At 64.5% G+C, this 24,199-nt stretch carries 25 protein-coding genes and 1 tRNA gene; 16 read left to right on the forward strand and 10 right to left on the reverse strand.

Translation table 11 applies throughout. From position 1 onward, the window contains the following. Nucleotide 1 precedes the first annotated feature (1 nt). The 3 genes from gatA to DVH29_RS04575 all read left to right on the forward strand — a co-directional run bounded on the left by gatA (nt 2) and on the right by DVH29_RS04575 (nt 2,651). Nucleotides 2-1,486 (forward strand): Asp-tRNA(Asn)/Glu-tRNA(Gln) amidotransferase subunit GatA, encoded by a 1,485-nt coding sequence (gene gatA / locus DVH29_RS04565; protein ID WP_114644978.1) that lies wholly within the window; start codon nt 2-4, stop codon nt 1,484-1,486. Beyond that, nucleotides 1,486-2,250 carry a pentapeptide repeat-containing protein gene (locus tag DVH29_RS04570; RefSeq protein ID WP_158541555.1) on the forward strand — a complete coding sequence of 255 codons (765 nt, stop codon included), beginning with the start codon at nt 1,486-1,488 and terminating at the stop codon, nt 2,248-2,250. Before gatA ends, DVH29_RS04570 begins: the two co-directional genes overlap by 1 nt. 86 nt (nt 2,251-2,336) lie before the next feature. Beyond that, a complete protein-coding gene (locus tag DVH29_RS04575; protein ID WP_245944878.1) occupies nt 2,337-2,651 on the forward strand; it encodes a hypothetical protein in 315 nt (104 codons plus the stop codon). A 114-nt stretch (nt 2,652-2,765) separates the two neighbouring features. Here the strand turns inward: DVH29_RS04575 and DVH29_RS04580 are convergent, their stop codons facing one another. Next, nucleotides 2,766-3,023, reverse strand: a complete 258-nt coding sequence (locus tag DVH29_RS04580; protein ID WP_114644980.1) for a YjhX family toxin — start codon at nt 3,021-3,023, stop codon at nt 2,766-2,768. 255 nt (nt 3,024-3,278) lie between these two features. Here DVH29_RS04580 and DVH29_RS04585 point away from each other — a divergent pair, with 255 nt between their 5' ends. The 6 genes from DVH29_RS04585 to DVH29_RS04610 all read left to right on the forward strand — a co-directional run bounded on the left by DVH29_RS04585 (nt 3,279) and on the right by DVH29_RS04610 (nt 7,006). Beyond that, nucleotides 3,279-3,593 (forward strand): chorismate mutase, encoded by a 315-nt coding sequence (locus tag DVH29_RS04585; RefSeq protein ID WP_114644981.1) that lies wholly within the window; start codon nt 3,279-3,281, stop codon nt 3,591-3,593. A gap of 9 nt (nt 3,594-3,602) precedes the next feature. After that, nucleotides 3,603-4,118 carry a GNAT family N-acetyltransferase gene (locus DVH29_RS04590; RefSeq protein ID WP_114644982.1) on the forward strand — a complete coding sequence of 172 codons (516 nt, stop codon included), beginning with the start codon at nt 3,603-3,605 and terminating at the stop codon, nt 4,116-4,118. Between the two features lie 81 nt (nt 4,119-4,199). Then, nucleotides 4,200-5,684, forward strand: coding sequence for an Asp-tRNA(Asn)/Glu-tRNA(Gln) amidotransferase subunit GatB (gatB, locus tag DVH29_RS04595; protein ID WP_114644983.1), 1,485 nt, complete (start codon nt 4,200-4,202; stop codon nt 5,682-5,684). A gap of 5 nt (nt 5,685-5,689) precedes the next feature. Next, nucleotides 5,690-6,199: a YqhA family protein gene (locus tag DVH29_RS04600; RefSeq protein WP_114644984.1), complete on the forward strand. Its 510-nt coding sequence runs from the start codon at nt 5,690-5,692 to the stop codon at nt 6,197-6,199. Nucleotides 6,200-6,352: 153 nt separating this feature from the next. Continuing rightward, nucleotides 6,353-6,748 carry a VOC family protein gene (locus tag DVH29_RS04605; protein ID WP_158541556.1) on the forward strand — a complete coding sequence of 132 codons (396 nt, stop codon included), beginning with the start codon at nt 6,353-6,355 and terminating at the stop codon, nt 6,746-6,748. A gap of 57 nt (nt 6,749-6,805) precedes the next feature. Next, on the forward strand, nt 6,806-7,006 hold the full coding sequence (locus DVH29_RS04610; RefSeq protein WP_114644986.1) for a hypothetical protein: 201 nt from the start codon (nt 6,806-6,808) through the stop codon (nt 7,004-7,006). A 19-nt stretch (nt 7,007-7,025) separates the two neighbouring features. Here DVH29_RS04610 and DVH29_RS04615 read toward each other — a convergent pair whose 3' ends face one another. The 3 genes from DVH29_RS04615 to purM form a co-directional block, all read right to left on the reverse strand. Continuing rightward, entirely contained in the window at nt 7,026-7,925 is a 900-nt protein-coding gene (locus DVH29_RS04615) for a DMT family transporter (protein ID WP_158541557.1), read from the reverse strand. Nucleotides 7,926-8,003: 78 nt separating this feature from the next. Further along, nucleotides 8,004-8,627 (reverse strand): phosphoribosylglycinamide formyltransferase, encoded by a 624-nt coding sequence (gene purN / locus DVH29_RS04620; protein WP_114644988.1) that lies wholly within the window; start codon nt 8,625-8,627, stop codon nt 8,004-8,006. Then, nucleotides 8,624-9,700: a phosphoribosylformylglycinamidine cyclo-ligase gene (gene purM, locus DVH29_RS04625; protein ID WP_114644989.1), complete on the reverse strand. Its 1,077-nt coding sequence runs from the start codon at nt 9,698-9,700 to the stop codon at nt 8,624-8,626. The genes purN and purM overlap by 4 nt, the downstream gene beginning before the upstream one ends. Before the next feature lie 140 nt (nt 9,701-9,840). Here purM and DVH29_RS04630 point away from each other — a divergent pair, with 140 nt between their 5' ends. From DVH29_RS04630 to DVH29_RS04645, 4 genes are read left to right on the forward strand one after another with little or no spacing between them, the layout of a single operon-like run. Next, nucleotides 9,841-10,947 (forward strand): AI-2E family transporter, encoded by a 1,107-nt coding sequence (locus tag DVH29_RS04630; protein WP_114644990.1) that lies wholly within the window; start codon nt 9,841-9,843, stop codon nt 10,945-10,947. Beyond that, entirely contained in the window at nt 10,925-11,677 is a 753-nt protein-coding gene (locus DVH29_RS04635) for a P-loop NTPase family protein (protein WP_114644991.1), read from the forward strand. The genes DVH29_RS04630 and DVH29_RS04635 overlap by 23 nt, the downstream gene beginning before the upstream one ends. 5 nt (nt 11,678-11,682) lie before the next feature. Further along, nucleotides 11,683-13,863: an RNA degradosome polyphosphate kinase gene (locus tag DVH29_RS04640; RefSeq protein ID WP_114644992.1), complete on the forward strand. Its 2,181-nt coding sequence runs from the start codon at nt 11,683-11,685 to the stop codon at nt 13,861-13,863. Next, nucleotides 13,860-15,401 (forward strand): Ppx/GppA family phosphatase, encoded by a 1,542-nt coding sequence (locus DVH29_RS04645; protein WP_114644993.1) that lies wholly within the window; start codon nt 13,860-13,862, stop codon nt 15,399-15,401. Before DVH29_RS04640 ends, DVH29_RS04645 begins: the two co-directional genes overlap by 4 nt. On the opposite strand, the gene rnd is transcribed toward DVH29_RS04645, so the two are convergent. The 5 genes from rnd to DVH29_RS04670 all read right to left on the reverse strand — a co-directional run bounded on the left by rnd (nt 15,402) and on the right by DVH29_RS04670 (nt 18,346). Next, entirely contained in the window at nt 15,402-16,559 is a 1,158-nt protein-coding gene (gene rnd, locus DVH29_RS04650) for a ribonuclease D (RefSeq protein WP_114644994.1), read from the reverse strand. A 63-nt stretch (nt 16,560-16,622) separates the two neighbouring features. Further along, nucleotides 16,623-17,144, reverse strand: coding sequence for a hypothetical protein (locus DVH29_RS04655; protein ID WP_114644995.1), 522 nt, complete (start codon nt 17,142-17,144; stop codon nt 16,623-16,625). Nucleotides 17,145-17,153: 9 nt separating this feature from the next. Then, complete coding sequence (locus DVH29_RS04660; RefSeq protein WP_147275997.1) at nt 17,154-17,591, reverse strand: hypothetical protein; 438 nt, start codon at nt 17,589-17,591, stop codon at nt 17,154-17,156. A gap of 76 nt (nt 17,592-17,667) precedes the next feature. Continuing rightward, nucleotides 17,668-17,743, reverse strand: a tRNA-Lys gene (locus DVH29_RS04665). An 87-nt stretch (nt 17,744-17,830) separates the two neighbouring features. Then, nucleotides 17,831-18,346 (reverse strand): hypothetical protein, encoded by a 516-nt coding sequence (locus DVH29_RS04670; protein ID WP_147275998.1) that lies wholly within the window; start codon nt 18,344-18,346, stop codon nt 17,831-17,833. Between the two features lie 138 nt (nt 18,347-18,484). Here DVH29_RS04670 and glmU point away from each other — a divergent pair, with 138 nt between their 5' ends. Together glmU and glmS are read left to right on the forward strand one after the other, a co-directional pair. After that, nucleotides 18,485-19,831: a bifunctional UDP-N-acetylglucosamine diphosphorylase/glucosamine-1-phosphate N-acetyltransferase GlmU gene (glmU, locus tag DVH29_RS04675; protein WP_114645067.1), complete on the forward strand. Its 1,347-nt coding sequence runs from the start codon at nt 18,485-18,487 to the stop codon at nt 19,829-19,831. Between the two features lie 9 nt (nt 19,832-19,840). After that, nucleotides 19,841-21,667, forward strand: coding sequence for a glutamine--fructose-6-phosphate transaminase (isomerizing) (gene glmS / locus DVH29_RS04680; RefSeq protein WP_114644998.1), 1,827 nt, complete (start codon nt 19,841-19,843; stop codon nt 21,665-21,667). 10 nt (nt 21,668-21,677) lie between these two features. On the opposite strand, the gene recG is transcribed toward glmS, so the two are convergent. Continuing rightward, nucleotides 21,678-23,783 (reverse strand): ATP-dependent DNA helicase RecG, encoded by a 2,106-nt coding sequence (gene recG, locus DVH29_RS04685; RefSeq protein ID WP_114644999.1) that lies wholly within the window; start codon nt 23,781-23,783, stop codon nt 21,678-21,680. A gap of 127 nt (nt 23,784-23,910) precedes the next feature. On the opposite strand from recG, the gene DVH29_RS04690 reads away from it, so the two are divergent. Beyond that, nucleotides 23,911-24,183, forward strand: a complete 273-nt coding sequence (locus DVH29_RS04690) for a succinate dehydrogenase assembly factor 2 (protein ID WP_114645068.1) — start codon at nt 23,911-23,913, stop codon at nt 24,181-24,183. Nucleotides 24,184-24,199: the final 16 nt, after the last annotated feature.

Raw genomic sequence — 24,199 nt, forward strand, 5'->3', positions numbered from 1 at the left:
CATGGACAATCTCACCCGCCTCAGCCTCAAGGACCTGCGCGATGGCCTGGTCCGCAAGGACTTCACCGCGCTCGAAGCGACCGACGCCTATCTCGCCGCCATCGAAGCCGGCAACGACAAGCTCAATGCCTATGTGGCCATAACCGCCGACGCGGCCCGCTCCATGGCCCGGGCCTCCGACGCCCGCATCGCTCAGGGCGAGGCCGGGCCGCTCGAAGGGGTGCCTTTGGGCATCAAGGATCTCTTTGCAACGAAGGGCGTCCACACCCAGGCGGCCAGCCATATCCTTGACGGCTTCAAGCCCGAATATGAATCCACCGTCACCGCCAATCTGTGGCGCGACGGCGCCGTGATGCTGGGCAAGCTCAACATGGACGAATTCGCCATGGGCTCGTCCAACGAAACCTCCTATTACGGCCCGGTCGTCAATCCCTGGCGCGGCGAGGGCAGCAGCAAGGCCCTGGTGGCCGGCGGGTCTTCGGGCGGTTCGGCCGCCGCGGTCGCCGCATGGATGTGTGCCGGCGCCACCGCCACCGATACCGGCGGCTCCATCCGCCAGCCCGCTGCCTTCACCGGCACGGTGGGCATCAAGCCGACCTATGGCCGCTGCTCGCGCTGGGGCGTCGTCGCCTATGCCTCCTCACTGGATCAGGCCGGTTCGATCGCCCGCTCGGTGGAAGACAGCGCCCTGATGCTGGCTTCGATGAGCGGGTTCGATGCAAAGGATTCCACCTCGGCCGACCTCGCCGTGCCCGATTTCGCCGCCGCCGTCGAGCGCGGCGTCAAGGGGCTGGTCATCGGGGTTCCCAGGGAATACCGCATGGACGGCATGCCCGCCGAGATCGAAACGCTCTGGCAGCAGGGGCTGGAATGGCTCAAGGCCGAGGGCGCGACGATCCGGGACATTTCCCTGCCGCACACCAAATATGCGCTGCCGGCCTATTACGTGGTCTCGCCCGCCGAGGCCTCGTCCAACCTCGCCCGCTATGACGGGGTGCGCTACGGATTGCGCGTCACCGGCAAGGACATCACCGACATGTACGAGCTGACCCGCGCCGAAGGCTTCGGCCGCGAGGTCAAGCGCCGCGTGATGATCGGCACCTATGTGCTGTCGGCGGGCTATTACGACGCCTATTACGTGCGCGCCCAGAAGGTGCGCACGCTGATCAAGCGCGATTTCGAGGAGGCCTTCAACGCCGGCGTCGATGCCATCCTGACCCCGGCCACGCCTTCGGCGGCCTTCGGCGTCGCCGATCAGGACATGGCGGCCGATCCGGTCAAGATGTATCTCAACGACGTCTTCACCGTCACCGTCAACATGGCGGGCCTGCCGGGCATCGGCGTGCCGGCCGGCAAGGACGCGCAGGGGCTTCCTCTGGGGTTGCAGCTGATCGGCAAGCCGTTCGACGAGGAAACCCTCTTCGCCGCTGGCCGCGTCATCGAAAGAAGCGCCGCGCTCGATCTGGCTCCAGCCAAATGGTGGTGATGGGGCAGGGGCAGCTCGAAGGGCTGCTCCTCGCCGGCAAGCCGGTCGAACATGCCGATCTGTCGGATATCGACTGGACCGACCTTCCCGATGGCGCGCTTGTGGCGCGCCATTGCGTTTTCCGCCATTGCGGGCTGGTCGATGCGGAACTGACCGGCGCCCGGTTCGAGAACTGCACCTTCGAGCGCGTGCGGTTCGCCGGCGCCAACCTCACCGATGCGGTGTTTTCCGGATGCACCTTCTTTGACGGCGAGGCGCGCGAGGGCTGCGATTTCGGCTGTGCCGATCTCGATGGCGCCACCTTCGAGAACTGCAATCTGGCCATGGCCCGGTTCGGGCTGGCCGGGCTGTTCGGCACCAGCTTCACCCGCTGCAAGGCGGCCGGGGCCGATTTCGAGGATGCCCGCTTTTCCAAGCAGGCTTCGAGCCGGCTGGCCGTCTCCCGCGTCACCTTCGTTTCGACGCTGCTCGACATGGCGAGCCTGCGGGGCGGGCGGCTCGACGACTGCACCTTCGCCGAATGCAGCCTGCGCCAGGCCGATCTGCGCCAGGTCTCGCTGGGCGGCGCCGATCTGCGCGGTTCGGATTTGAGCGAAGCCAATCTCAACGGCGCCATTCTCGACAATGCCGACCTGCGCGATTGCACCCTGTTCGGCGTCGACGTGACGCAGATGGCGGGCTTTGCCGGCATGAAGGTGTCGGAGGACCAGTTGGCCGACCTCGTCCGCCCGCTCGGCATCCGGCCCTTCCCCCGGTCCCGATAGACTTGGCCCATGTTGCACTTGGGCCCGCGAGGGACTAACTGAACCCCTTTATCTCCCTTTCAGCAGACAGGTTTCCGCTTTCCGACATGTCCGACATCTTCACCTCCCTCGATTGGTCCGCCCCGCCCAAGGATCTCAGCCTGCCGCTTCAGGCGCTGTGGTGGGTGCGCAAGGGCGAATTCCGCATGGGTCCCGAATGGGAGGAAGCCCATCGCATCGTGCAGCAGATGGAAGGCGTCCAGGCATTCGACTGGGTGCATGCGCTGCTGCACTGGATCGAGGCGGACATGGGCAATGCCGACTACTGGTATCGCCGCTCCGGCAAACGCCGCACCGCGCCCTCTGTATCCCAGGAATGGGAACACATGGCCATGATGCTTTCCGACGCCCCCCGCCACTGACGCCTTAGGTCCCGCGGGACTTCCCTTCTCCCCTGGTGGGAGAAGGTGGGCTTTCGCGATAGCGAAAGGTCGGATGAGGGGGGCGCTGAGCCTGCCCCACCCATCCAAAGGTTGTTACCGGTTGTCGACCTGGCTGCGCACCAGAACGATGCCCCGGCGCGTAATGCGGTAGGGGCCGCCGTTCTGCGAGGCGATCGTCTTGCGACGGCGCAGTTTTTTGAACAGGGCCATGTCGCACTGGGTAAAGAGCCAGCCGTCGCGATTGTAGCATTCGATGTCGGTGATCTTGCCGCGCGAATCCTTGATGGGGTGTATGTGCCCACCCTGGGCCAGCGCGTGCAGCACGCGCTGTTCGTCTCTGGAAATGTCCATGAATGTCTGTCTGCTTCAGAAAAGGCGGCATGCCGCCAGTCGAACAAAACCGCTCCGCCCCGCATAGCGCCGGGAGGTCGGTGGGTTCGATTTCAGCCCAGCCTTTTTGGCCGGGCATCAGCAGGTCTCAGACAGATTACACATGACCAAAAGTTTATGCTGCGGCCGTTCGGCTGGCAAGCCCGCCCATCCAAAGGTTGAAAAATCCCGGCGGGCGATGCACACCTCACGCTTCAAGAAACCGGGACCATGCCGATGACTGCCACAAAACTGCCCGCCGCCTGTGAAACCAAGGACGATGTCCGCGCCGAGATCGACCGGATCGATCGCGCGCTGGTCGAACTGTTCGCCGAACGGCACGCCTATGTGACGCGCATGGCCGAGATCAAGACCGATCCCCACGAGGCCAACGATCCGGTGCGGATCGATGCGGTCATCGCCAAGCGTCGCGCGCAGGCGCTGGAGCTCGATCTGGACGAGGATCAGGCCGAACTGATCTGGCGCACATTAATTGACTGGAATATCAATTATGAAAAGGGCATCATCATCGCCCGGAACCGGAAAAAGTAGAGCGAGACCATGCTCGATCCGCTGACCCTGCGCCGCGCCTCCATCGCCGAAGCCGACAAGCTCGGACGGCTGGGCTTTGCCGCCTGGGATTCGAGCATGCGCCACATCATCGATCCGGAAACCGATGCCGGCATCGCCGCCGAGCGGGCGGCGCTCGAATTGTCTTTCCAGCTCTTCTGCATCACCGCCACCGACGCGATCACCGTCGCCGAGCAGGACGGCGTCCTGGTCGGCTGGGGGGCGCGCGAGCCGATGAGCGACTATATTTCCGATCTCTGGGTCGCTCCCGAGCATCAGCGCAAGGGAATCGGTCGGGCGCTGCTCTCGGTGGTCGAGCAGGACATTTTCCGCGCCGGGCACGATGTCTCGGTGCTCGAGACCCATGCGGAAAATGGCGGCGCCATCCGCTTTTACGCCCGCGAGGGCTATGGCATCGTGTGGCGGGGCACCAAATTCTCGCGCATGCTCGGCCAGCGGGTGGAAAAAGTGCGTATGGAAAAGCAACTCGTGGTCACCGCCCACTAGTCTCTTGCCCGCTTTTGATTTATCCCCGACACCATATTTCCGCGCGGTATCGCGCCCGAGCAATCGAGCAGGTTTGCCCCTATGAGCATTGTCGACACACGCACCCCAAACCCCAAATATTTCATCGCCGGTGCCACGGGCGATTGGGAGATGGTCATCGGCATGGAGGTGCATGCTCAGGTCACGTCGGAATCCAAGCTGTTTTCCGGCTCCTCGACCGAGTTCGGCAATCCGCCCAACGCCAATGTCAGCTTCGTCGATGCCGCCATGCCGGGCATGCTGCCGGTGATCAACGAGGAATGCGTGCGCCAGGCCGTGCGCACCGGCCTGGGGCTCAAGGCGCAGATCAACAAGCGCTCGGTGTTCGACCGCAAGAACTATTTTTATCCCGACCTGCCGCAGGGCTATCAGATCTCCCAGTTCAAGGACCCCATCGTGGGCGAGGGCAAGGTGCTGCTCGATCTGGGCGAGGACGGTGAGGTCGAGATCGGCATCGAGCGCCTGCATCTCGAGCAGGACGCCGGCAAGTCGATCCACGACCAGCACCCCAATATGAGCTTCGTCGATCTCAACCGCTCGGGGGTGGCGCTGATGGAGATCGTCTCCAAGCCCGACCTGCGCTCCTCGGACGAGGCCAAGGCCTATCTCTCCAAGCTGCGCACCATCCTGCGCTATCTGGGCACCTGCGACGGCAATATGGAGCAGGGCTCCATGCGGGCCGACATCAACGTTTCCGTCCGCCGCCCGGGCGGGGAGTTCGGCACGCGCTGCGAGATCAAGAACGTCAATTCCGTGCGCTTTGCCGGCCAGGCCATCGAGTATGAGGCGCGGCGCCAGATCGACATTCTCGAGGATGGCGGCAGCATCGACCAGGAGACCCGGCTCTACGATCCCAAGACCGGCCAGACGCGCTCCATGCGCTCCAAGGAGGAAGCGCACGACTATCGCTACTTCCCCGATCCCGACCTGCTGCCGCTCGAATTCGACGACGCCTTCATCGCCATGCTGGCCAAGGATCTTCCCGAGCTGCCGGACGAAAAGAGCGCCCGGCTGGTCCGCGATTACGGCGTCACCCATTACGACGCCTCGGTGCTGGTCTCCGACCGCCGCTATGCCGATTTCTACGAGGACGTGGCCCGGGGCCGCGACGGCAAGCTCGCCGCCAACTGGGTGATCAATGAATTCTTCGGCCGGCTGTCCAAGGAAGGGCTGGCCATCGAGGACAGCCCCCTTAATGCCGGCCAGCTCGGCGGCATTGTCGACCTGATCAGCAGCGGCGAGATTTCCGGCAAGATCGCCAAGGACCTGTTCGAGATCGTGTGGACCGAGGGCGGTAACCCGGCGAAAATCGTCGAATCGCGCGGCATGAAGCAGGTGTCCGACACCGGTGCCATCGAAAAGATCGTCGATGAGATCATCGCCGGCAATCCCGGCCAGGTAGAGGCGGTCAAGACCAAGCCGGGCCTGCTGGGCTGGTTCGTCGGACAGGTGATGAAGCAGACCGGCGGCAAGGCCAATCCGCAGGCGGTCAACGACATCCTCAAGGCCCGCCTCGGCCTGGAGTGACCGCGATGGCCGGGGAGGAGACCGAGCGTCCATCGTCCTCGGGGCCCATCATGGGCGTCCTGGGGGTCGGCGTGCGCCTCGTCATGCTGGTCCCGGTGATCGCCATCCAGCTCGCCGCCATCGCGCTGATCTATTACGGCGCGGTCGAGACCTGGCATTTCGTCGATGGCATCGTGTTCGGCCATGGTGGCGAGGCCGACCACGACCACATCCTCTTGCTGGCCATCGAGATCGTCGACCTGTTCCTCCTCGCAACGGTGGTGCAGGTGGTGTCCCTCGGGCTCTACCAGCTCTATTTCCACCAGGATCTGCAACTGCCGCCCTGGCTCAAGATCCGCACGCTGGACGATCTCAAATCCAAGCTGGTGGGCGTGGTCATCACCGTGATGTCGGTCTATTTCCTCGGCCGCGCGCTGACCTGGACCGAGGGGGCCGGCATCGCCTATCTCGGCGCCGCCATTGCCCTCGTCATCGTGGCGCTCACCTATTTCCTGAGCAAGATCGACTCGCACTGAGCGCTTCCAGAACAAGTGGATACCACTTGTTCGGTTCGGAAGCGCGACCAAACGATGACTTAGAGCTCTTGATCTGATCCAATCAGATCAAGAATGGCTCTGAGCGGGAACCAGGCGCTGGCCGGTGCATTGCCCTCGCAAAAGGAGCGCAAGATGGCCAGCACCCACCGCATCGTCTTCAACATCCTCGCTCGCGACGTCGAGGAGACCGCCGCCTTCTACGAAACCCTGTGCGGCTTGAAGCGGCTCTACACCAGCAACTGGTACATCGTGCTCAGCCCGGACGGGGAGGCGGGCGAGGCCATGCGCTACGAGCTCGGTATCATAGATCAAGTGCACGAGAACGTCCCCCGCGCCGCGCGCGGCCATTTTTCCGGCGGCTATCTCACCATCGTCGTCGATGACGTCCACGCCGCCCATGAGCGCGCCCGGCTGATGGGCATCGATATCGTGGTTCCCCCGACGCCTCTCGACTACGGCCAGACTCAGATGATCGTCCGCGATCCCAATTCGGTGGTGGTGGATATCTCGACCCCGACGCCGCAATGACGGAACGCGCAGCACGCAACACCGTTCTCCGAAAAAATAAGGAGTTGGAGAGCCGCTATGACCAATCCGCCGCCCAACGATCCCGGACCCGATATCCCCAATCCCGATCCGCTGCCGCCCATTCCCGGACCCAATCCGGACCCGGTGCCGTCCCCGCCCGATAGCCCGATTCCCAATCCGTCCGATCCGGTGCCGCATCCGCCCGAGCCCGAGATCCCGCCTCATCCGGGCGACCCGATCCAGCCCTCGCGCCGCTAGCGCGCGGCAAACGGAAGCGCTAATGCGCGGCGCGCCGCCTCACGCCCAGCCAGCGCGGCAGGCGGCCGTCGATCATCAGAAGGCCGATGAAGATGGCCAGCATGCCGATGAGGTGGATGGGCAGGATGGTTTCGCCCAACAGGATGAAGCCGAAGATGATGGCCGAGATCGGGGCGATGAAGGTCACGGTCGAAAAGTTCGTGGCGCCGATCCGGGGCAGGATGCGGTACATGATGATGAAGGCGAAGGTGGTGGCGATGAGCCCGATCCCCACCGCCGCGCCCCAGGTCTGGGGCAGGGCGATGCTCGGCACGCCCTCGACGGCCAGCGCCGCGATCGCGGAGCTGATGCCGGCCCCGGTGAGGGCGATCACCGCGAAGGCGGTGGGCTCCACCGCCTTGAAGCTGCGGGTGATGTTGAGCGAGAAGGCGTAGCAGATCGTCGCGCCCACGCAGGCCCCGATAGCCCAGAGCTGCGAGCTCCCGCCTGCCGCCAAGGCTGGCGAAGCGAGAATCGCCACCCCGCCGAAGCCGCACACGACGCCGATCAGCTTGAACGGGGTGGCGCGCTCGCCGTCGCGGAACAGCGGCGAGATGATCACCGTCATGATCGGGGTCAGCGCATTGATGATGGCGGTGACGCCGCTCGCCAGGCTCCCCTGGGCCAGAGGATAGAGCGCGAAGGGGATGGAATAGGAGAGCCAGCCCAGGGCGCCGAGCTTGATCCACAGGAGGGGATCGCGGGGCAGGGGCTTGCCGAGGGCGAACAGCACCGCCCAGCACCCCAGCGCGCCGATGCAGACCCGCAGCGCCGAAATCCAGATCGGGCCCAGTTCAACGATCAGCACCGCGTTGAAGATGAATGAGAATCCCCAGATCCCGCCGAGGACGAGGACCCAGAACCAATCCCGGAATGCCATGGTCATAACCTTTTTAGTCCAGCGCGACGCTACGCCCGCGCCGATGCAATGTCGAAGCACTTATGGCGATTTGAGCTATCAATCGCTGTGATGCGACCCGGTTTTGACATCGGCCGGATACCGGGTTTCGCCCGAAGCCAGGCGTCGCAGCGCTTCGGGATAGATCCGGTGCTCCTCGACCAGCACGCGGGCAGCGAGCGCTTCGGGCGTGTCGCCGAGCCGGACCGGGACGCGGGCCTGCAGGATGACCGGCCCCTCGTCGAGGCCGGGGGTGACGAAATGCACGCTGCACCCGGCTTCCGCCACCCCGTCCGCCAGGGCGCGGGCATGGGTGTCGAGGCCCTTATAGGCCGGGAGCAGGGAGGGATGGATATTGATCGCCCTGCCGAGCCAATGGGTGGTGAACTGGGGCGTGAGGATGCGCATGAAGCCGGCGAGGCAGACGAAATCGACCGCCCAGCCGTCGAGAATGGCGGTGAGGGCGTTCTCGAAATCGAGCCGCGTCTCGAACCTGCTTTGCGCCAGCGTTGCCGTCGCAATGCCCTCCTGGCGCGCGGTTTCCAATCCGGCGGCAGCGGCCCTGTTGGAGAAAACGCCCACGATTTCAGCGGGATAGTCGCTGGATTTCGCGGCTTGAATCAGGGCGGCCATGTTCGAGCCGCGCCCGGAAATCAGGATGGCGACCCGCTTTTTCCCGCTCATAGGGCGAGGGAGCCGGAAAATTCCACCGCGTCGCCCTGCCGGTCGACGAGTTCGCCGACGATGCTGGCCGTCTCGCCATGGTCCTGCAATCGGGCCACCAGCGTTTCGGCGTCCTCTGCGGCGACCGCCACCAGCATGCCGACGCCGCAATTGAAGGTGCGCAGCATTTCGCGCTCGGCGATGCCGCCCTGCCGGGCCAGCCAGCCGAAGACGGCAGGCGTCGTCACCGCATTGAGGTCGACCCGTGCCGCCAGATGGGCGGGGAGCACGCGGGGGAGGTTTTCCTGAAAGCCGCCGCCGGTGATATGGGCCAGCGCCTTGATGCCGATCCCGGATTTGAGGGCGTCGAGGATCGGCTTGACGTAGATGCGGGTCGGGGTGAGCAGCGCTTCGCCCAGGGTCCGGCCTTCGGCGAAGGGCGCCGGGTCGGACCAGGCGAGCCCGGAATTGGCGACGATCTTGCGCACCAGCGAATAGCCGTTGGAATGGACCCCCGAGGAGGCTATGGCGACCAGCTTGTCGCCCGCCGCGATATCCTTGCGCGGCAGCAGCGTCCCGCGCTCGGCGGCGCCGACCGCGAAGCCGGCGAGATCGTAATCGCCGCCGTGATACATGCCGGGCATTTCGGCGGTTTCCCCGCCGATCAGCGCGCAGCCGGCCTGGCGGCAGCCTTCGGCGATGCCTTCGACGATGGAAGTGCCCTGGGCGACGTCGAGGGCGCCGGTGGCGAAATAGTCGAGGAAGAACAGCGGCTCGGCACCCTGAACCACGATGTCGTTGACGCACATGGCCACGAGGTCGATGCCCACCGTATGGTGCACGCCGGCGTCGATGGCGATGCGCAGCTTGGTGCCCACCCCGTCATTGGCCGCCACCAGCACCGGATCGGCAAAGCCGGCCGCCCTGAGGTCGAACAGGCCGCCAAAGCCGCCGATCTCGCCATCGGCTCCGGGGCGGCGCGTCGATTTGACCGCGGGCTTGATCGCTTCCACCAGCGCGTTTCCGGCATCGATATCGACTCCGGCTTGCTTGTAGGAAAGACCGTTCGATGGCAGGTTCGGACTATCGGACATGGGCCGGCTTTTATCCACTGGGCTGCCACGGCAACGGGCATGGCAACAGATTGACGTTGATCGGGCCCGCGGGGGGCTATAATCGAATGGCTGATAGCGGCTCGGGACGCTAGGCGCAAGGACAACAACCGAGGACGGGTATGTCGCTGAGAACCCAACTCATTGCCTGGTGTGTATTGCTGGTCGTGCTGGGCCTGTTCCTGTGGACCTTCCGGGGCATCCTGCTGCCCTTCGTGCTGGGGATCGGGCTGGCCTATCTGCTCAACCCGCTGGTGGGCAAGCTGACCGGCATCGGCTTTCCGCGGCCGCTCGCCGTTCTGGTGGTGACGCTCTTCGTCGCCCTGATCGTCATCCTCGCCATCCTGATCATCGTTCCGGTGATGATCCAGCAGGCGATCGGGCTGGTCGGCAACATGCCGTTCTATTTCGGTCAGTTGCAGAATTTCGTCGAATCCGTGGTGCCGCGTCTCGAGCAATGGCTCGGGCCCCAGCGCATGGCCGAGCTGGAAACCGGCATCGAGCAGATGTTCTCCGACATCATCGGGATCGCCACCGCGCTCACCGGGCAGATCATGCAGTCGGGCGCCGGCTTCATCGGCTCGCTGACCGTGATGATCGTGACGCCGGTGGTCACCGTTTACATGCTGATCGACTGGGACCGCATGGTCCAGAGCGTCGATGGCTTGTTCCCGCCGCGCTACAAGAGCGAGGCGCGGGCCCTGATGGGCGAGATGGACACCGCCATCGGCGGCTTCCTGCGCGGGCAGGGGGCGGTCCTTCTGATCCTCGCGGTCTTTTACGGCACGGCCCTGTCCCTTGCCGGGCTGCATTTCGGCCTCGCCATCGGCATCTTCACGGGGCTGTTCAGCTTCATCCCCTATCTGGGCTCGTTCCTCGGGCTCGTCCTGTCCATGGGGGTGGGGTTCTTCCAGTTCTGGCCCGACTGGATTTCCGTCGCCATCGTGGGCGCCATCTACCTGTTCGGCCAGTTGCTGGAGAGCTATTTCCTCTATCCCAAGCTGGTAGGGTCGAGCATCCGGCTCCATCCGGTGTGGATGATGTTCGCGATCTTTGCTTTTGCCGCCCTGTTCGGTATCGTGGGGGTCCTGCTCGCCGTGCCGCTTGCCGCGATCAGTGGCGTCTTGTTGCGCTGGGCGGTGACCAAGTACAAGCAGAGCCCGCTCTATACCTCGGAAACCGATACGGCAGCGATTGAGAGGACCGATGGCCCCCAAGAGCGCATTTAGGGCGGTTCGCGATATCGACGCCGCGCCCCAGCCGTCCGCCCATCCTCAGCTCGTCCTCGAATTCGCCCATGTGGAGGCGCGGAGCGAGCATGATTTCATGGTCTGCGCCGGCAATGCGCTGGCCTTCGGTCATGTGCGCGCCTTCCCCAACTGGCCGGGTCCGCTGACCCTGATCGAGGGCGCCGCCAAGTCGGGGAAATCCCATCTCGCCGGCATATGGGCGGCGCGCGCCGGGGCGCTGGCCGCCGGGCCCGATGATCTCGAAACCCTTTCGCGCCGGGGCGGCACGCGGCCGGTGGTCATCGAGGACGCCGATCGTCTGCCCTATGACGAGGCGGGGCTCTTCCACCTCCTCAACCAGTCCATGCGCGACGAGCGGCCGGTGCTGATGACGGCGCGCCTGCCGGTGGGCGAGTGGCCCTATCGCACCGACGACGTCAAATCCCGCGCCCGCCTCGCCGCACATTTTTCCATCACCGTGCCCGATGACATCCTGTTGTCGCAGATTCTGGTGAAACTGTTCGCTGACAGGCAGTTGCTGATCGATCCGAAAGTGATTTCCTACCTTGTCGGCCGCATGGAGCGCTCGAACGAGGAGGCGGTCGCCCTGGTCGAGCTGCTCGACAGGCTGTCGCTGACGTGCGGGCGGGCGATCACGCGGGGCTTGGCCTCGGAAGCGCTCGCCATGCGCGCCCAAGGCGACGGCGATCATTTTGATCCGGAAGGATGAGGTCCATGGACGATATCGCCTACACTCCCGAAACCACCGACGACGTGTCGCCCGATATCGAGGCGCTCAAGACCAGCCCGGCGCGCTTCGTCAATCGCGAGGTGAGCTGGCTGCAATTCAACATGCGGGTGCTCGAGGAGGCGGCCAATCCCAACCATCCGCTGCTCGAGCGGCTGCGGTTCGTCTCCATATCGGCCAGCAATCTCGACGAATTCTTCATGGTCCGCGTCGCCGGCCTCAAGGGGCAGTTGCGGGCCGGCCTGCCGCGCGAGAGCGCCGACGGCATGACCCCGTCCGAGCAGATCGAGGAGATCACCACCCTCGCCCAGCATCTCCATATCGAGCAGCAGGACCAGTGGCAGGCGATCCGCGAGGAACTGCTCGAGCAGAACATCGTCCTGCACGAGGCCGATGCCCTGGCCCCGCAGCAGGTGACCTTCCTCGAAAAGATCTTTCGCGAGGAGATCTTTCCCGTCCTGACGCCGATCGCCATCGACCCGGCCCATCCGTTCCCCTTCATTCCCAATCTCGGCTTTTCCCTCGCCTTCCAGCTCGATCGGGCGACCGACAATTCGCGGCTGAATGCCCTGGTGCGCATCCCCTCCAATCTCGACCGCTTCATCAAGCTGCCCACCAAGGCCATCTCCGACCGCCAGGTGGAGATGGTCACCGTCGAGACCATGGTGAAGCTGTTTTTCCACAAGATCTTCCCCGGCTACAACATCGTCGGGCACGGCTCGTTCCGCATCGTGCGCGACAGCGAGATCGAGATCGACGACGAGGCCGCCGATCTGGTGGTGGAATTCGAATCCGCGCTGCGCCAGCGCCGCCGCGGGCAGGTGATCCGCCTCGAGATCGAGCGCCCCATGCCGCGCTCGCTCAAGCGCCTGATCGCCGAGGAGCTGGGGATTTCCACCGAGGACACGTTCGAGGTCGACGGCTTCATGGCCCTGGCCGATGCGGGCAAGATCTGCGACCTCGACCGCCCCGAGCTCAAATTTCCCCGCTACCACGCCCGCTTCCCCGAGCGCATCCGCGATCACCACGGCGATTGCTTCGCGGCGATCAAGGAAAAGGACATCGTCGTCCATCACCCCTATGAGAGCTTCGACGTGGTGGCGCAGTTCGTCGCCCAGGCGGCGCGCGACCCCGATGTGGTGGCGATCAAGCAGACGCTCTACCGCACGTCCAAGGATTCCCCCATCGTCAAGGCGCTGATCGTCGCCGCCGAGATGGGCAAGTCGGTGACCGCGCTGATCGAGCTCAAGGCCCGGTTCGACGAGGAGGCCAATATCCGCTGGGCCCGCGATCTGGAGCGGGCCGGCGTGCAGGTGGTGTTCGGCTTCATCGAGCTCAAGACCCATGCCAAGCTGAGCCAGGTCGTGCGGCGCGAAAAGGGCAAGCTGGTGTCCTACTGCCATGTGGGCACCGGCAATTACCATCCGGTCACCGCCAAGATCTACACCGATCTGAGCTATTTCACCGCCGATCCGGTGATCACGCGCGACGTGGCGCGGGTCTTCAACTTCATCACCGGCTATGCGCGCCCGACCGAGCTGGAAGCCATCGCCATCTCCCCGTTCTCGCTGCGCCCCAAGCTGATGGAGCATATCGCGGCGGAAACCGAATTCGCCCGGCGGGGCGAGCCGGCGGCCATCTGGTTCAAGTGCAATGCGCTGGTCGATCCCGACCTCATCGACGCGCTCTATGCCGCGAGCCAGGCGGGGGTGAAGGTCGAGCTGGTGGTGCGCGGCATATGCTGCCTGCGACCGGGGATACCGGGCTTTTCCGACAATATCCGCGTCAAGTCGATCGTCGGGCGCTTCCTCGAGCATTCGCGCATCTATTGCTTCGGCAACGGGCGCGAGATGCCGTCGCGCGATGCGGCGGTCTATATTTCCTCGGCCGACCTCATGCCGCGCAATCTGGACTGGCGCGTCGAGACTTTGGTGCCCATAAAGAACCGCACGGTGCATCGGCAGATTCTCGAGCGCATCATGGTGGCCAATCTGCGCGACAACCAGCAGAGCTGGGAAGTGCTGCCGGATGGCACCGCCCAGCGCATCACGCCCGAGGAGGGCGAGGAAATCTTCAACGCCCATGACTATTTCATGACCAATCCTTCGCTTTCGGGGCGCGGCAGCGCGTTGCATGGCGATGAAGACGACGAGGACACTGAACTTTGATACGCTTCTGGAGTGTCGAGGCCGATCCGGCCGGACAGGGCCGCCTTGCCGGTGCCAAGCCGGTAGCGGTGCTCGACATCGGCTCGAACTCGGTGCGTCTTGTCGTCTATGAGCGGCTGGCGCGTGCCCTGACCGTGCTCTACAACGAAAAATCCGCCTCGACGCTGGGGCGCGGGGTGGCGGCCACCGGGCGGCTGGCCGATACCAGCATCGCCAGCGCCCTCAAGGCCATCCAGCGCTTTGCCCTTGTCTGCCGGCTCACCGATGTGGGCGAAATCTACCCCATCGCCACCTCGGCGACCCGGGAAGCCGAGAATGGGCCGGAATTTGCGCGGGCGGTGCAGGAGATCATCGGCGTGCCGGTGCGCGTGCTGAGCGGGGCCGAGGAGGCGCATTACGCCGCGCTGGGGCTCGTCTCGGGCATGCCGTGCTTCAAGGGCGTGGTCGGCGATCTGGGCGGCGGCAGCCTCGAACTGGCCCAGGTCGAGGATGGTGAGAACACCGGCGGGGAAACCCATCAGGTCGGCGTCATCCGCCTCCAGGACGACAGCGAGATGTCCTCCGAGCGGGCCGCCGCCATCGTTCGCGAACGGCTCAAGGGTTCGGCGCTTCTGGAGCCGGGACGGCGCAAGCGCTTCGGGGCCATCGGGGGTACCTGGCGCGCCCTCGCCAAGCTGCATCAGGCGCGCTGCAACTATCCGCTGCACATGGTGCAGGATTATGTGGTGCCGGTTGCCGAGATATTGCCGCTCTGCGACGAACTGATCGCCGGCAATGGCGACAAGAAGGCGGTCAAGGGCATCGATACGGTTTCGGGCTCGCGCAAGGAGCTGTTGTCCTATGGCTCGGCGGTGCTCGCCGAGATCCTGCGGGCCGGCGCGTTCGAAGAGGTGGTGTTCTCGGCCTTTGGCGTTCGGGAAGGCTATCTCTACGAACGGTTGCCGGCCGACGATCAGGCCCTCGATCCGCTGCTTCAGGCGGCCGAGGAAATCTCCTGCCTGCGCTCGCGGGCGCCGGAATTCGCCCATGACCTCATCGCGGGCAGCACCGCGCTCTTCAAGCTGATCGGGGTCGAGGAGAGCGACGACGAGGAACGGCTGAGAAAGGCCTGCTGCTTTATTTCCGATATCGGCTGGCGCGCTCATCCCGATTATCGCGGCGAGCAATCCATCCAGGCCATCGCCTTTTCCGACATTGCCGGGATCAACCATGCCGGAAGGGCCTTCCTGGCCCGCACGCTTGCCATCCGCTATATGGGCTTCAAGCAAAAGAGCGACAGCGCGCGCTTGCTCAACCTCACCGGGCTCGCGCTGGGGAAACGGGCGCGCCTCCTGGCCGCCTATTTCCGCGTCGCCTATCCCCTGGCCGCCGCCATGCCGGGGATCATCCCGCGCACCTATTTCGCGGTGGAGGGCAGGGCGCTGGTGCTGCACCTTCCGGCCGACCTCGCCTTTCTCGACGGCGACCGCATGCGCGGCCGCCAGCGCCAACTGGCGTCGGAGGCCGGCTTTAAGGATAGCGCGATCGTCGTCGACTGATCAGTTGGCGTCGACCGGCACCTCGACCACGCCCTTGCTGGTGGCGGCGAGGGCCAGGCGGCCATGCTTGATGGCCAGCGCCTTGTCGCCGAACAGCTTGCGCCGCCAGCCTTTCAACGCGGGAACATCGGCATTGTCGTCGAGCACGATGGCGTCGATATCGTCCGAGGAGGCGATGATGCGGGTGGCGACGCCGTTCGCATCGGCCACCGCCCGCAGCCAGACGCGCAGCAGGTCGCCGATGGCGCCCTTGGGCGAGGCGCCACGGGGCCGCTCCGGCGCCTTGGGCAGGGCGGACTTGTCGATCGCCTCGACCTTCTGGATCACCTCGATGATTTCGGCCGCGGCGCCTGAGCGCCCGAAGCCGCGCGGCACGGCGCGCAGTTTCTCGAACGCATCGGACTTGGTCGGGCGCTGGGTCGCCAGTTCGGCCAGCGCGTCGTCCTTGAGGATGCGGCCGCGCGGCTGGTCGTTCTGCTGGGCGCGCTGTTCGCGCCAGGCGGCCAGCGCCTGCAAGGCCGCGAGATCGCGCGGCTTGGTCACCCGCGCCTTGACGCGCTTCCAGGCGTCCTCGGGCTCGACCACATAGGTCCCGACATTTTCGAGGATGGCCATCTCGTCGGCCACCCAGGACTGGCGGCGCGCCTTGGCGATTTCCTCGCGCAGCTGCACATAGATGTTGCGCAGATGGGTGACGTCGGCCAGCGCGTAGGTGAGTTGCTTGTCGGAGAGGGGGCGGTGCGACCAGTCGGTGAAGCGCGAGCTCTTGTCGATCTGCTCGCCGACGATGGAGCGCACCAGATTGTCGTAGGAAATGGAATCGCCGTGGCCGCAGACGCTGGCCGCCACCTGGGTGTCGAACAGCGGCTGGGGGACGGCGCCGAACAGCTTGACGAAAATCTCGATGTCCTGGCGGGCCGCATGGAACACTTTCGTGACATGGTGGTCGGCGAGGAGATCGGCGAAGGGCGCGAGATCGATGCCATTGCCCAGGGGATCGATGATGACGGCCCGCTCGGGGGTCGCTGCCTGGATGAGGCAGAGCTTGGGCCAGTAGGTGGTTTCGCGCAGAAACTCTGTGTCGACCGTGACGAAGTCGTAGCCGGCAGCATCCTTGCAGAACGCTTCGAGCGCCTGCGTCGATGTTATGACCTGCATGGTGTGTATTGTGTCCGTTCAGAAGTGTTGGGCCGCTTCCTAGCAGCAAAGCGGTATCGAGCGCTAGGGCAGGACGATCAATACTGCCGGCGCCGCCGCCAGCGCGGCGATGATGATGAGGAGCCGCCGCCACCAGCTTGCCCGGGCCCAGCCCGGCGATACGAGCGAGAGGGCGAAGACGATGGCCGGCGGGATGATGGCGGCGCGGGCGAAGGTCCAGTCGAGGAAATTGGCATAGCCCGCCAGGCGCAGCAGCACCCAGTAGCCACCGACGAACCCGGCCAGGGCCGCCATGGTCATGAGCAGCACATCGGCGAAGATCGCGATTATGCGATCGAGATAGGCGCTCGAGAACAGGACGACGATGGCAATCGCCACGAGGAAGGCCGCGGTGAGCGCCACTGGCAGGCGCAGGTCGGAAAGGAGGGCGATGGTGTCGTGCGGCCGGTAGCCGGCCAGTGCGTCCTGGCCCGGAATCGGCAGCATGGCGCCCAGCCAGACCACGCCCAGAAGGCAGAAGGCGCTGAGCGCGAAGAACAGGGCCGTCACGGCGACGGCTTTGAGGCGGCTCGATACCGGATTCATGCCCAAACGCTAACCACCGACGAACACGGAATAGGCCGTGTAGCAATAAACCGCGTCGCAATCGACCATGTCGAGCTCGATGGTGATCCGCCCATTGCGTCCGGTGGTGAAGTTGACGATGGGGTAGTAGTCGTCGAGCCTGTCCTCGGCCAGCAGCGCCCCGCTGGCGTCATAGACCGCGAGGTCGAGGTCGAAGCAGTCCTCGTCGCAATCGCCCATGATCTGGATCGAGGTCTCGGCGGGCACGTCGAGCTCGACTTCGACCGTACGCCCTTCGTCGATGCGGAACACGCCGAAGGAGTCGAGGGGATGGCCCGGCTCGGCAAATTCGATGTTTTCCAGCACCTGTTCATAGAGGCGGGAGATGTGAACGTTCTGGGCGAGGGCCGAACCCGAGGCCAGCGCCAAACAACCTGCCGCACAAACCGCAATTTTCACCAACGACATCGCGCACAACCACCCTTTCGAGCCCTTTTACGGCGATATTTAAAGCGGGCCCGGGGAGACGGCAAGAGGAGGAGAGTGGTAGGCTCGACGGGATTCGAACCCGTGACAACTCGATTAAAAGTCGAGTGCTCTACCAGCTGAGCTACGAGCCCCTCGTGCGGGCGACCAAAAATGGCCGACTGGCGTGGCGCGGAACATAAACCCTGCGACCTCGCTGTCAACCCGCTTTGTGAGCCGAATCAGCGCCCGGGAACCGGCCCGGCCAGTGCCGGCGGCATGGGCTGCTCCATGACATCGTCGAACATCGGCGACCGCCGCACGACGATGGTTCCGCCTTGTGCTTCATAGACTTCCGGCGCCGAGGCCGCGATCGAGGCAGTCAGCAGCGAGCGGTCGATATCCGATTGCAGCGGCAGGGATTCGATGAGCAGCGGCAGGCTGTTCTCCACCGCCGCCAGCCTGCGGATGGTCTCGTTGCGATCCGTATCCAGCAGGTTGAACCGCGCCTGCAGTGCCCGATATTCGCTGGCCAGCCGCCGGCTGTCGGCGTGCAGATCCGATACCGCGCCGCGCATCTGGTTGAAGCTGCCGCTCTGCACCCGGGTCGCATGCAGCGCGCCGATCACATGGGCCGGAATCAAATTTGCCACATTGGCACTCAATATGGCCAGCCCGGCACAGGCTAACGCCATGATTCCCCAGCGGGTTATGCCGCTCCTGTGCAGATCGTCGGAGGTGAGATTGTCCGTTGCCACGTTATTATCCCGCAGGCTTTCCTATTGTGCCGCTACAAGTCTAGCGCCCAATCGTAATGGGACGGTTACGAAAGCTTGCTTATTGGCAGGGATGGCGTCACTGCCCTATAGATGCGGCGAATGACCGGGAGCGATTTGATGACCGAGCTTACAGTAATCGTGCTCGCCGCAGGCGAGGGAACGCGCATGAAATCGGCGCATCCCAAGGTCCTGCACAAGGTGGGGGGGCGTCCGATCGTCGGCCATGTGCTGCAGGCCGCCAGCGATGCCGGCGCCACCCATCTGGCCGTGGTGACCGGCCCGGGTCACGATGCCGTTCGCCGGGCCATGCAGGAGATCGCACCCGCGACGCACTTTTTCGAGCAGGCGGAACGACGCGGCACCGCCCATGCCGCGTCCATGGCGCGACCGGCTTTCGAGGTGGCAGAGGGCTATGTGGCCATCGTCTACGGCGATCATCCCCTGTTGTCGGGCGCCGATTTCAGGCGGGTGACCGAGCGACTGGACGCCGGGCTCGATGCGGCCATTCTCGGCTTCGAACCCCGCGATCCGACTGGCTATGGCCGTTTCATCACCGATGGCGACAGGCTGCTGGCCATCCGCGAGCATAAGGATGCCTCCGAGGACGAACAGCGGATCGGATTGTGCAATGCCTGCATCCTCGCCTTCAGGGCCGAAGTGTTCCGCGAGCTGATCGACAAGGTCGGGACCGACAATGCGCAGGGCGAATATTATCTCACCGACCTCGTGGAACTGGCCAATGCGGCCGGGCGCAAGGTCGGATATGCCGTCGCGCCGGAAGAGAACGTGATGGGCGTCAATGACCGCAGCCAGCTCGCCCGGGCCGAAGCCACCTTCCAGCAATTGCGCCGGGAGGATTTCATGAAGGCAGGCGTGACCCTGCACGATCCGGCCAGCGTCTATTTTTCCTACGACACCGAGATCGCAGCCGATGTGGAGATCGAACCCCATGTGGTGTTCGGGCCGGGGGTGAGGATCGAATCGGGGGCCGTCATCCACGCCTTTTCCCATATCGAGGGCGCGGAGATCGCGTCGGGCGCCAGCGTGGGGCCCTTTGCCCGGCTGCGCCCCGGCACCAATCTGGCCAACGGCGCCAAGGCGGGTAATTTCGTCGAGATCAAGAACGCCAAAGTAGGCGAGGGGGCCAAGATCAACCACCTCTCCTATATCGGGGACGCCGATATCGGTGCGCATTCCAATATCGGCGCCGGCACGATCACCTGCAATTACGACGGCTACAACAAGGCGCGGACCGTGGTCGGCGAGAACGCGTTCATCGGATCGAACTCGGCCCTGGTCGCCCCGGTCGAGATCGGCGACGGCGCCTATGTCGCATCGGGATCGGTGATCACCGAGCCCGTGGCCTCGGACGCCCTGGGCATCGGGCGGGCGCGGCAGATCAACAAGCCCGGCTACGGCAAGGCGCTCAACGAACGCTTCAAGGCGATCAAGAACAAGAAATAGGGGAACGCCATGTGCGGTATCGTAGGAATCATCGGCGTCGAGCCGGTCGCCAATCGGCTTGTCGAGGCCCTGCGGCGGCTGGAATATCGCGGCTATGACAGCGCAGGCATTGCCACGCTGAGCGCGGTGGGGCTCGATCGCCGCCGGGCGGAAGGCAAGCTCAACAATCTCGCGTCCCGCCTCGAGAACGATCCCCTCGATGGCCTGATCGGCATCGGGCATACCCGCTGGGCCACCCATGGTGGTGCAACCGAATCCAATGCCCATCCGCACAGCACCGACAAGGTTGCCGTTGTCCACAACGGCATCATTGAAAACTTCAAGGACCTCCTCGAGGATCTTGAGCGGGATGGATATTTACCCGCGAGCCAGACGGATACCGAATCCATCGCCCTGTGGGTGACGCGAGAGCTCGACCGGGGCGCCAGCCCCCGCGAAGCCGTGGCGGCGACGCTGCCCAGGCTGCGCGGGACGTTCGGGCTGGCGTTTCTTTTTGCCGGCGACGAAAAGTTGCTGATCGCCGCCCGGCAGGGCTCGCCGCTGGCGATCGGACATGGGCAGGAGGAGATGTATCTGGGCTCGGACGCCTTCGCCCTCGCACCGTTCACCAAGCAGATCACCTATCTCGAAGAGGGCGATTGGGCGGTGATCACGCCGCAAAAGGTCGAAATCCTCGATTTCGACGGACGGCCGGTCGAGCGGATACGGCAGGTCTCTTCGGCCTCGGCGGCTTTGGCCGACAAGGGCAATCATCGTCATTTCATGGCCAAGGAAATCGCGGAACAGCCCGAGACCGTCTCGCACACACTGGCCCATTACATCGATCTTTCGAATGAAACGGTTTCGCTGAGGGAAAGCCTGCCATTCGATTTCGCAGAGCTGTCGCGGCTTACCATCACCGCCTGCGGCACGGCCTATTATGCCGGGCTTGTCGCCAAATACTGGTTCGAGCGCTATGCGCGCCTCGCCGTCGATGTCGATGTGGCCTCGGAATTCCGCTATCGCGAGCCGCCTCTGGCCGAAAATGGGCTGACCCTGGTGATTTCCCAATCGGGCGAGACGGCCGATACGCTGGCCGCCCTGCGGTATTCCGCCAGGGAAGGCCAGCACATCGCGGCGTTGGTCAATGTGCAGGAATCGACCATTGCGCGCGAAAGCCATGTGGTGTTCCCGACGCTGTGCGGACCCGAGATCGGCGTTGCCTCCACCAAGGCCTTCACGGCGCAACTGACGGCGCTGGCGAGCCTTGTGATTGCCGCAGGAGAGGCGCGCGGCGTGCTCAGCGCGTCCCGGGCGCATGAACTGGTGCGGGCCCTGATCGAGTTGCCCAGCGCGATTTCCGAGGCGCTGCGGCACGAAAAGTCCATCGAAGGGCTGGCGCGGCAATTGGCGCGGGCTTCGGATGTCCTTTATCTGGGCCGGGGGCAGATGTTCCCGCTGGCGCTCGAAGGCGCGCTCAAGCTCAAGGAAATCTCCTATATCCACGCCGAGGGCTATGCGGCCGGTGAGCTCAAGCACGGTCCCATCGCGCTGGTGAACGAGGAAATGCCCGTCGTGGTCGTCGCGCCCTCGGACGAGTTGATGGAAAAGACCTTGTCCAACATGCACGAGGTAGCGGCGCGTGGCGGCAAGATCATCCTGATCACCGATGCGGAGGGTGTCGCCGAGGCGGGCGATGGGATTTCCGACATCATCGAAATGCCGCGGGTGCATCCCTTCGTCGCGCCGATCCTCGCCTCCATCCCCGTCCAGCTTCTTGCCTATCACACCGCCGTCTTCATGGGCACGGATGTGGATCAGCCGCGCAATCTCGCCAAGTCGGTGACGGTGGAATAGGGGCGGAAATTCAGCCCGCTTTGATCAGCGGAATGGCGAGGTCCTTGCGGAACAGATAGAGCAGGGCGCGCAGCGCTTTGCCGTCCGGCCCCTTGAGGCCGGGATTGCGCTCAAGGGCAGCCCGGGCATCGTCATGGGCCATCTCGAGCAGATGGCGATGCACGTCCGGGACGGCGATGCGGTAGCCGGGCATGCCCGACTGACGCGTGCCCAGCAGGTCGCCCTGTCCGCGCAGTTCGAGATCCCTTTCGGCAATGACGAAGCCGTCATCCGTTGTGCGGATGACCTCGAGCCGCTGTTTGGCGGTTTCGCTCAAGGGGTCGGAATAGAGCAGCAGGCAGGCCGAACGGGCCGAACCGCGGCCCACGCGCCCGCGCAATTGATGCAGTTGGGCGAGGCCGAACCGCTCGGCGTGCTCAATGATGATGATGGTCGCGTTGGGAACGTCGACGCCGACTTCGATCACCGTGGTGGCCACCAGAATCTGGGCGTCTCCCGACTGGAAACGCTCCATGGCCGCCTGCTTGGCGGCGGCGCTCATCCGGCCATGCACCAGTTCCACTCGGTCGCCAAAATGTGTCTTCAACTCGGCGAAGCGATCCTCGGCGGCCACGACGTCGAGGATTTCGCTTTCCTCGACCAGGGGGCAGACCCAATAGGCCTGAGCGCCGTCCTCCAGCCTGCGCGCCAGCCGGGCGATGACCCGGTCATATTCGGAAACCGGCAGGACGGCGGTATCGATCGGTTGACGCCCGGCTGGTTTTTCCCGCAGCACGGAGACGTCCATATCGCCGAAATGGGTGAGAACCAGCGTACGGGGAATGGGGGTCGCCGTCATAACCAGAAGGTCGGTCTTCACGCCCTTTTCCGACAGAGCCAGTCGCTGATGCACGCCGAAACGGTGCTGCTCGTCGACGACCGTCAAGCCGAGATTGTGGAATTCGACGCCGCTCTGGAACAGGGCGTGGGTCCCCAAGGCAATGGTGATGGTGCCATCGGCCAGCCCCGCCAGCGCGGCGCGTTTTTCGCTGGAGGTCATCTTGCCCGTCACCATGACGATGCCGAGCCCGGCCGCTTCCGCCAATGGCTTTAGGGTCCTGAAGTGCTGGTTGGCGAGGATTTCGGTCGGGGCCATCAACGCCGATTGCGCGCCGTCTTCGGCGACCATGGCCATGGCCATAAGAGCGACCACCGTCTTGCCCGAGCCGACATCGCCCTGCAAGAGCCGCGACATGCGCACCGGCTTTTCCAGGTCCTCGCGGATGTCTGCGACGGCGAGGCGCTGGCCGTCGGTCAACGCGAAGGACAGGGCGGTTTCCACCTTCTGCGTCAGCTCGCCGGTCATGGTCCGCGCACGGCCGGAGGCCTTGGTCATGGTCTGGCGGATGAGGCCCAGGGCCAGTTGGCCGGCCAGGTATTCGTCATAGGCCAGCCGCATGCGCGAGGGCGAAACGATATCACCTTCGCTGGGGCGCTGGGGAGCGTGGATGTGCCGCAGCGCCTCGGAAAAGCCCGGCCAGTTCATGATCGTCCGCCGGTCCTTGCCGATCCATTCGGGGATGATCGGGACAAGGTCGAGCGCGGCGGCAATGACCTTGCGCAGCGCCTTCGAGGACAACCCGTGGGTGAGGGGATAGACCGGCTCGACCATGGGTAGCTTGTCGAGTTCGTCCGGAGCGACGATATAGTCGGGGTGGGTCATCTGCTTCTCGCGCCCGAAAAACCCGATCTCTCCGGAAACGTACCTTACCTCGCCGATGGGGAACTGGCGCTCGACCCAGCCGCCCTTGGCGCCGAAAAAGCTCAGCGTGATCTCGCCGGTTTCATCATGGGCCTTGATGCGCAAGGGAGAGCGGGAATTGCGCGGCGGCACGATATGATCGTCGATATGGAGTTTCAGGGTGACTATGGCTCCGACCGGCGCATAGGCGACGCCGTTCTGCGCCCGCCGATCGATGATGCCCGTGGGCATGTGCATCAGGATGTCGAGTGCGATGGCGTCCTGCCCCTCGGGCGACCCGAAGAACCTGGCGAACAGTGCGCCCAATTGCGGACCGACGCCTTTCATCGAGTTCAGGGACTTGAAAAGAGGATTGAGCAGGACGGGGCGTGGCACGACTCGTTTCCGGCATGTATGAACGGATGCGGAACACTATCCGCAGATTGGCCGTTGCAAAAGGCTGACAGGCGGTCCAATCGTCGCTATGAACTCCCACCCATTGTCCATGCAGGCCTTTACGAACTTGACCGAAGACATCGAAACGCGGCGCAAGCGCGTGCTTTACCGCGCCCAGCATCGCGGAACCCAGGAAATGGATATCTTGATCGGCGGGTTTGTCGCCGATCATCTCGCGACGCTCGATTCTGCCCTGCTGGACCGGCTGGAAGCGCTCATGGACCATGAGGAGACCGACCTGCAGGCCTGGCTGCTCGGTCAGCGTGGCGTGCCCGAAGAAGCCGACCAGGCGCTGATCGACCTCATCCGCGACCACAAGCTCGGGCAGGCCCGCCCGTGATCGAAGTGCTGCGCGA

The organism is Pelagibacterium lacus (assembly GCF_003345525.1).
GTDB classification, from domain to species: domain Bacteria; phylum Pseudomonadota; class Alphaproteobacteria; order Rhizobiales; family Devosiaceae; genus Pelagibacterium; species Pelagibacterium lacus.

Coding starts and splice junctions, on each gene's coding strand:
- gatA (WP_114644978.1), top strand. CDS start 2: ATGGACAATCTCACCCGCCTCAGCCTCAAGGACCTGCGCGATGGCCTG.
- DVH29_RS04570 (WP_158541555.1), top strand. CDS start 1,486: ATGGGGCAGGGGCAGCTCGAAGGGCTGCTCCTCGCCGGCAAGCCGGTC.
- DVH29_RS04575 (WP_245944878.1), top strand. CDS start 2,337: ATGTCCGACATCTTCACCTCCCTCGATTGGTCCGCCCCGCCCAAGGAT.
- DVH29_RS04580 (WP_114644980.1), bottom strand. CDS start 3,023: ATGGACATTTCCAGAGACGAACAGCGCGTGCTGCACGCGCTGGCCCAG.
- DVH29_RS04585 (WP_114644981.1), top strand. CDS start 3,279: ATGACTGCCACAAAACTGCCCGCCGCCTGTGAAACCAAGGACGATGTC.
- DVH29_RS04590 (WP_114644982.1), top strand. CDS start 3,603: ATGCTCGATCCGCTGACCCTGCGCCGCGCCTCCATCGCCGAAGCCGAC.
- gatB (WP_114644983.1), top strand. CDS start 4,200: ATGAGCATTGTCGACACACGCACCCCAAACCCCAAATATTTCATCGCC.
- DVH29_RS04600 (WP_114644984.1), top strand. CDS start 5,690: ATGGCCGGGGAGGAGACCGAGCGTCCATCGTCCTCGGGGCCCATCATG.
- DVH29_RS04605 (WP_158541556.1), top strand. CDS start 6,353: ATGGCCAGCACCCACCGCATCGTCTTCAACATCCTCGCTCGCGACGTC.
- DVH29_RS04610 (WP_114644986.1), top strand. CDS start 6,806: ATGACCAATCCGCCGCCCAACGATCCCGGACCCGATATCCCCAATCCC.
- DVH29_RS04615 (WP_158541557.1), bottom strand. CDS start 7,925: ATGGCATTCCGGGATTGGTTCTGGGTCCTCGTCCTCGGCGGGATCTGG.
- purN (WP_114644988.1), bottom strand. CDS start 8,627: ATGAGCGGGAAAAAGCGGGTCGCCATCCTGATTTCCGGGCGCGGCTCG.
- purM (WP_114644989.1), bottom strand. CDS start 9,700: ATGTCCGATAGTCCGAACCTGCCATCGAACGGTCTTTCCTACAAGCAA.
- DVH29_RS04630 (WP_114644990.1), top strand. CDS start 9,841: ATGTCGCTGAGAACCCAACTCATTGCCTGGTGTGTATTGCTGGTCGTG.
- DVH29_RS04635 (WP_114644991.1), top strand. CDS start 10,925: ATGGCCCCCAAGAGCGCATTTAGGGCGGTTCGCGATATCGACGCCGCG.
- DVH29_RS04640 (WP_114644992.1), top strand. CDS start 11,683: ATGGACGATATCGCCTACACTCCCGAAACCACCGACGACGTGTCGCCC.
- rnd (WP_114644994.1), bottom strand. CDS start 16,559: ATGCAGGTCATAACATCGACGCAGGCGCTCGAAGCGTTCTGCAAGGAT.
- DVH29_RS04655 (WP_114644995.1), bottom strand. CDS start 17,144: ATGAATCCGGTATCGAGCCGCCTCAAAGCCGTCGCCGTGACGGCCCTG.
- DVH29_RS04660 (WP_147275997.1), bottom strand. CDS start 17,591: ATGTCGTTGGTGAAAATTGCGGTTTGTGCGGCAGGTTGTTTGGCGCTG.
- glmU (WP_114645067.1), top strand. CDS start 18,485: ATGACCGAGCTTACAGTAATCGTGCTCGCCGCAGGCGAGGGAACGCGC.
- glmS (WP_114644998.1), top strand. CDS start 19,841: ATGTGCGGTATCGTAGGAATCATCGGCGTCGAGCCGGTCGCCAATCGG.